The 6593-nt window shown below is 62.2% G+C and carries 7 protein-coding genes; 2 read left to right on the top strand and 5 right to left on the bottom strand.

Annotation, left to right across the window (positions count from 1 at the left end):
• Nucleotides 1-4: 4 nt before the first annotated feature.
• The 5 genes from AC0L3D_RS22610 to AC0L3D_RS22630 all read right to left on the bottom strand — a co-directional run bounded on the left by AC0L3D_RS22610 (nt 5) and on the right by AC0L3D_RS22630 (nt 4517).
• Nucleotides 5-850: a metal ABC transporter permease gene (locus AC0L3D_RS22610; RefSeq protein WP_473645860.1), complete on the bottom strand. Its 846-nt coding sequence runs from the start codon at nt 848-850 to the stop codon at nt 5-7.
• Nucleotides 847-1704 carry an iron/manganese ABC transporter permease subunit SitC gene (sitC, locus tag AC0L3D_RS22615; protein WP_077379653.1) on the bottom strand — a complete coding sequence of 286 codons (858 nt, stop codon included), beginning with the start codon at nt 1702-1704 and terminating at the stop codon, nt 847-849. Before sitC ends, AC0L3D_RS22610 begins: the two co-directional genes overlap by 4 nt.
• Nucleotides 1701-2606, bottom strand: coding sequence for a manganese/iron ABC transporter ATP-binding protein (locus AC0L3D_RS22620; protein WP_027156305.1), 906 nt, complete (start codon nt 2604-2606; stop codon nt 1701-1703). Before AC0L3D_RS22620 ends, sitC begins: the two co-directional genes overlap by 4 nt.
• A complete protein-coding gene (locus tag AC0L3D_RS22625) occupies nt 2603-3484 on the bottom strand; it encodes a metal ABC transporter substrate-binding protein (RefSeq protein WP_287307797.1) in 882 nt (293 codons plus the stop codon). Before AC0L3D_RS22625 ends, AC0L3D_RS22620 begins: the two co-directional genes overlap by 4 nt.
• Nucleotides 3485-3803: 319 nt before the next feature.
• The gene (locus tag AC0L3D_RS22630; RefSeq protein ID WP_287307794.1) at nt 3804-4517 is read right to left on the bottom strand and encodes an HAD family hydrolase; all 714 of its coding nucleotides are present in this window, start codon (nt 4515-4517) and stop codon (nt 3804-3806) included.
• Nucleotides 4518-4666: 149 nt separating this feature from the next.
• Here AC0L3D_RS22630 and AC0L3D_RS22635 point away from each other — a divergent pair, with 149 nt between their 5' ends.
• Both AC0L3D_RS22635 and AC0L3D_RS22640 read left to right on the top strand, forming a co-directional pair.
• Nucleotides 4667-6103, top strand: coding sequence for a glutamine synthetase family protein (locus AC0L3D_RS22635; RefSeq protein WP_027156302.1), 1437 nt, complete (start codon nt 4667-4669; stop codon nt 6101-6103).
• 45 nt (nt 6104-6148) lie between these two features.
• The gene (locus AC0L3D_RS22640; protein WP_287307795.1) at nt 6149-6514 is read left to right on the top strand and encodes a four helix bundle protein; all 366 of its coding nucleotides are present in this window, start codon (nt 6149-6151) and stop codon (nt 6512-6514) included.
• Nucleotides 6515-6593: the final 79 nt, after the last annotated feature.

Below are 6593 nucleotides of genomic sequence, written 5' to 3' on the forward strand. Positions count from 1 at the left end.
GTTTCTAGCCCTCCTCGCCGAGCTCCATTCGGCCCGCCTTGAGTGTGGTGACGACGAAAGCAGCAATGAAGGCGGCAGACAGCATGAGAACGATGGTCGGCGCCGGTGCGCTGTCGATGAAGAAGGACAGATAGACGCCGAGAAACGATGCGGCGACCGCGATCGCCACCGACAGGATCAGCATGGCGCTGAACTGCCTTGTCAGCAGGAAGGCGATGGCGCCCGGCGCGATCAGCATGGCGATGGCCATGATGATGCCGACCGCCTTCAGCGCGCCGACGATGGTGAGCGAGATCAGGCAAAGCAGGCCGTAATGGAGCAGGTTGACCCGAAGACCGACCGCGCGCGCCTGAGACGGGTCGAAGGCGTGCAGCAGGAAGTCGCGCCATTTGATGCCGATGATGCCGGCCGTGATCGCAGCAATGAGCCCCGTTTCGACGATGTCGCGCAGGCCGATGCCCAGAACGTCGCCGAACAATATGTGGTCGAGATGCACGTCGGACTGGATTTTTACGTAGAGCACCAGGCCGAGGCCGAACATGCCGGAGAAGACGATGCCCATGACCGTGTCCTGCTTGATGCGGCTGTTGTCCTTGAGGAAGCCGGTGGCGAGAGCGCAGACCATCCCGGCGGCGAAGGCGCCGATCGAATAGGGGAATCCGAGGATGTAAGCGATGACCACGCCGGGAAAGACGGCGTGGCTGATGGCGTCGCCCATCAGCGACCAGCCCTTGAGAACGAGAAAGCAGGAAAGCAGCGCCGTCGGCACGGCGACCAGCACCGAAGCAATCAGCGCATTGACCATGAAGCCGAACTGGAAGGGGGCAAGCAGTGTATCGAGGATGCTCACAGGCTGGCCTCCAAGGCTCTCGCCGAGCGGCGGCGGGCTGCCAGCATTCCATGCTTGGGAGCGAAGAAGAAGGCGGCGAGAAAGATCAGCGTCTGCAACACGACGATGATGCCGCCGGTGGCGCCGTCGAGGAAATAGCTGACATAGGCGCCGGTGAAACTCGTCGCCGCGCCGATGACGACCGCGATGACGAGCAGGCGCGGAAAGCGGTCCGTCAGAAGATAGGCGGTCGCGCCGGGCGTCACCACCATGCAGATGACCAGGAAGGCGCCGACGGTCTGAAGCGCGGCGACCGTGGACGCCGATAGCAGCATGAAGAACATGATCTTGAGCGCGCTCGGGTTGAGGCCGATCGAGCGGGCATGGCTCTCGTCGAAGAAGACCACCATCAGATCCTTCCATTTCACCAGCAGGACGGCGAGCGAGACGAAGCCTATGATGGCGAGCTGAAGCGTGTCTTCCGGAGTGATGGCCAGAATGTTGCCGAGCACGATCGTCTGGATATTCACCGAGGTCGGCGACAGCGACACCATGAACAAGCCGAGGCCGAAGAAGGAGGAGAAGATCAGGCCGATGATGGCGTCTTCCTTCAGCTTGGTGCGCTGGTTGAGGAAGAGCATCGCCGCGGCGGCGAGCCCGCCGGAGAAGAAGGCGCCGATCGAGAAGGGAAGGCCCAGCATATAGGCGCCGGCGACGCCCGGCACGATCGAATGCGAGAGCGCGTCACCGATCAGCGACCAGCCTTTCAGCATCAGATAGCAGGACAGGAAGGCGCAGACACCGCCGACCAGGGCGGACACCCACATGGCATTGAGCATATATTCGTAGCCGAACGGCTCGAGCAGGACACTCATTCGTCCGGTTCCCGCATCTTGTGCTGCATGGCTCCGTTCTCTCCGTAGAAGACCAGTGGCCTCTCGTCGTCAGTGATGACGGCAAGGCGGCGCCTGTCGTCATCCTCATGCAGCCCGGCGCCGCCCAGCACGAAATGACGCAAGACGCCGCCGAAAGCCTTTTCCAGGTTCGCCTGCGTGAAGGTCTGGCCTGTCGGCCCGTAGGCAAGGACCGTGTTCCGGAGCAGCACGGCACGGTCGCAGAACTCCGGCACGCTACCCAGATTATGCGTCGAGACCAGCATCACCCGGCCTTCGTCCCGGAGCGCGCGCAGCAGTTCGATGATAGCGTCCTCGGTCCTGACGTCGACGCCGGTGAAGGGCTCGTCGAGCAGGATGACGCGCCCGTCCTGCGCCAGCGCCCGAGCGAGAAAGACGCGCTTCTTCTGCCCGCCCGAAAGCTCGCCGATCTGGCGCTTGCGGAAATCGCTCATGCCGACACGCGCAAGCGCTGATGTAACCGCCTCGCGATCAGCAGCCTTCGGAATGCGCATCATGCCCATATGGCCGTAACGCCCCATCATGACGACGTCCTCGACCAGTACTGGAAAGTCCCAGTCGACCTCCTCGGCCTGCGGCACATAGGCGACGACGTTCTTCCTCAGCGCGGCCGCGGCCGGCCGTCCGAGAACAAGAATCTCTCCCTTTGCCAGCCGCACGAAGCCCATGATGGCTTTGAACAGCGTCGACTTGCCCGAGCCGTTGACACCGACAAGTGCCGTGATCGTGCCTGTCGGAATTTCAAAGCTCGCATCGCGCAGCGCCGTGAGGCCGTTGCGGTAGGTGACGGTCGCGCCGCGCACGGCGAGACCGCCTCCCGCATCCTCGGACGCGGCGGCAAGAGGCGGAACGGCTTCGTTCATTGCGACAGCCCTGCGGCGAGGCCTTTCTGAATTGTATCCGATGTCACACGCAGCAGGTCGATATAGGTCGGCACCGGGCCGTCCGCCTCGCTGAGGGAATCGACGTAGAGCACGCCGCCGTAATGGACCCCCGTCTCGCGCGCGACCTGCCGGGCCGGCTTGTCCGACACCGTGCTTTCGCTGAAGACGGCGACGATCTTGTTGTCCCTGACGGCGTCGATCACCTTGCGAACCTGCTGCGGGGTGCCTTGCTGGTCAGCGTTGATCGGCCACAAATAAAGCTCCTTCAGCGCGAAATCGCGTGCGAGGTACGAGAAAGCGCCTTCGCTCGACACCAGCCAGCGCCTGTCCTGCGGGATCGAGGCAAGCTTATCGCGGATCGGCGCGACGGCCGCCTCTATCTTTGCCTTATAGGCTTCTGCATTGGCCTTGTAGGTCTCGGCATGCGCCGGATCGTGCTCGACGAAGGCGTCGCGGATGTTGTCGACGTAGATCAGCGCGTTTGTCGGCGACATCCAGGCATGCGGATTCGGTTTGCCGGTATAGGGTCCCTCGGCGATGCTCATAGGTTGGACGCCCTCGGAGACGATGGCGCCGGGCACGTCGCTGAGGTTCTGGAAGAATTTTTCGAACCAGAGTTCGAGGTTGAGCCCGTTCCACAGAATGAGCTTTGCGCCCTGCGCCCGCTGAATGTCGCCCGGCGTCGGCGCGTAATTGTGGATCTCCGCCCCAGGTTTGGTGATCGATTCCACGATTGCTGCGTCGCCCGCCACGTTCTTCGCCATGTCGGCGATGACGGTGAAGGTCGTCACCGCCTTGAATTTTTCCTGCGCTTTCGCTGGGCTTGAAGCCACTGCCGCAGCGAAAACCGCAGCCATCAACCCGACGGCAACCCATCGCCCGTATCTCTCGATCATCAAAATCTCCTGTCGCGATTACTCGCATGCCCGCGGGCGCTGTGACGCCGCGCTTGTCGCATATTCTGCAATTGCGACTGATTTGCAAGTAGAAAACGATTTTGCAGCATCGATTGTACGAGAGCCGCGCGTTGGAGGGGGCCGCGCGATGGAGGGGCCGCGCGATGTAGGGTCAGCGACACGCGGCTCTTTGGCGGAGCCGACAACAAGGATTGCGACGCGCAATGTCCGGCATCGATACGCCTGCCGCGCACGTCCGGTCCGACGCCGAGACACGCGATCAGCCGGCTTTCCCGATGCTTTCGACCAGCCGGGGCAGTTCCGAGAGATCGGCTATCTGGCGGAAGCGAGGCGCGGTGACCGGCGGCTCGACATGTTCCAGCGCCCAGGTCAGCTCATGCGGCACGTGGATGCCCCAACTGCCGGCCTCGATGGCCGGCACCACGTCCGACTTGAGCGAATTGCCGACCATCATGCTTTTTTCGGCGCCATCACCGTGGCGGCTGAAGATGCTGGTATAAGTAGCGGGGCTCTTGTCGCTGACGATCTCGACGGCATCGAACAGGTCACCGAGGCCCGATTGCGCCAGCTTGCGTTCCTGATCGAAAAGGTCGCCCTTGGTGATCAGCACCAGGCGATACGCATCCGCCAGTTTTTCGACGGTTTCGCGCGCATGAGGCAGCGCCTCGATCGGATGGCCAAGCATCTCGCGGCCCGCGGCGAGAATTTCGGCGATGACCGAGGCCGGCGCGCGGCCGTCGGTAATCTCGATCGCCGTTTCGATCATCGACAGGGTAAACCCCTTGATGCCGAAGCCATAGACGGCGAGGTTGCGCTTCTCGGCCTCCAGCAATCTTGCCGAGATGTGCTCCTCCTCGGCATGATCGGCGAGCAGCGCGGCAAAGCGCTTTTCGGTGATGCGGAAGAACTGCTCGTTCTGCCAGAGCGTGTCGTCGGCATCGAAGCCGATCGTGGTCAATTCATGGTTCCGCATTCGACGTCTTCAGCCGAGGTCATTGGACTTGCGTCGAACCTAAGCTGCCTGGAGCAATTTTCAACTGGCGGGCAAAGGCAGGGCCGGCTCCCCTTCCCTTCCATCACCGGCCCCGGCTATACTCCCAAATCCGCAACCCAATCTGGTGAATGATGCCGCCTGCAAAAAAGGAAGTCCGTCCGTCGAGCCGCGGAGGACGTATCCGCACGCCTGCCTTCGTGAAAAATCAACGTGGTGTGAAAAACTGGAAGGAAGTCGGCGCCTGGCTGGCGTGGCGCGGCATCGAGGATATCGAATGCATCACCCCCGACCAGGCCGGTGTTGCGCGCGGCAAGATGATGCCGTCGAAGAAATTCACCTCCAACACCTCGCTGGCGCTGCCTTCGGCGGTGTTCATGACGACGATCTCCGGCGGCTACCCCGAGAACGGCAACGGCTTCAACTATCCGGAAGACGACGGCGACCTCAAGCTGATGCCGGACCTTTCGACGCTGACCGTGGTGCCGTGGGAAGAGGACCCGACGGCGGCGGTCATCTGCGACCTCGTCCACCAGGACGGCCGCTCGGTCGAGTTCACGCCGCGCAACGTGCTGAAGCGTGTGCTTGCCGCTTACGACAAGCGCGGGCTGAAGCCGGTGGTGGCGCCCGAGATCGAGTTCTACCTGGTGCGCAAGAATCCCGATCCGGACTACCCGCTGACCCCGCCGGTCGGGCGTTCGGGACGGGCGATCGGCGGTGGCGCCGGCTATTCGATCGCCGGCGTCAACGAGTTCGACGAACTGATCGACGACATCTACCATTTCTCCGAAAGCCAGGGCCTGGAGATCGACACGCTGATCCACGAGGAAGGCGCCGGCCAGCTCGAGATCAATCTGCGCCACGGCGATCCGATCGAACTGGCCGATCAGGTGTTCATGTTCAAGCGCACCATCCGCGAGGCGGCGCTGAAGCATGAGATCTATGCCACCTTCATGGCCAAGCCGATCCAGGGGCAGCCCGGCTCGGCCATGCATATCCACCAATCGATCATCGACAAGAAGACCGGCAGAAACGTCTTTTCTGCCGAGGACGGCTCGGAAACCGAAGCCTTCTTCCATTTCCTCGGCGGCATGCAGAAACATGTGCCGAACGCGCTGGTGATGTTTGCGCCCTACGTCAATTCCTATCGCCGGCTGACGCAGTCGGCTTCGGCGCCGGTCAACAACAAATGGGGCTACGACAACCGCACCACCGCCTTCCGCGTCCCGCGCTCCGACCCGGCAGCCAGGCGCGTCGAGAACCGCATCCCCTCCTCCGACGCCAATCCCTATCTGGCGATGGCCGCATCGCTCGCCTGCGGGCTGATCGGCATGACCAACAAGATCAAGGCCGAACCGCCGGTTCTCACCACCGCCAACGCGGCCGAGATCGACCTGCCGCGCAGCCTGCTCGAGGCCGTCGACCTGTTCGAAGCCGACGAGGAACTCTGCGCGCTGCTCGGCAAGTCGTTCGCCGCCACCTATGCGGCGATCAAGCGGGCGGAATTCGAGACCTTCATGGAAGTGATCAGCCCGTGGGAGCGGGAGTATCTGTTGTTGAATGTTTAGGGGAGTAGGGCAGTACGGCAGTAGGGCAGTAGGGGGCGGCACGTAATGGCGAAAATCGAGTCCTACAGGGATCTGATCGTCTGGCAGCAGGCAATGGACCTGGCAGTATCCATCTATGAAGTGACACGAGCTTGGCCGAAAGACGAGACCTATGGAATGACAGGTCAGGTGCGTCGGGCAGCTACCTCAGTGCCTGCCAACATCGCTGAGGGTTACGGCCGAGAGAGTCGAGCTTCCTATCAGCAATTTCTCAGGATCGCCCAAGGATCACTCAAAGAATTGGAGACGCATCTTATGATTGCGCACCGTGTCGGAATCGCCTCGCACGAGGCGGTCGAATCTTTGATGAATCGCAGCGAGAGCGTAGGGACGCTACTGCGCCTTCTGATCCGCAAATTGTCACCTGAATAGCTCCTACTGCCCTACTGCCCTACTGCCCTACTGCCCTACTGCCCTACTGCCCTACTGCCCTACTGCCCTACTGCCCTAC

The organism is Mesorhizobium sp. WSM4837 (genome assembly GCF_055811435.1).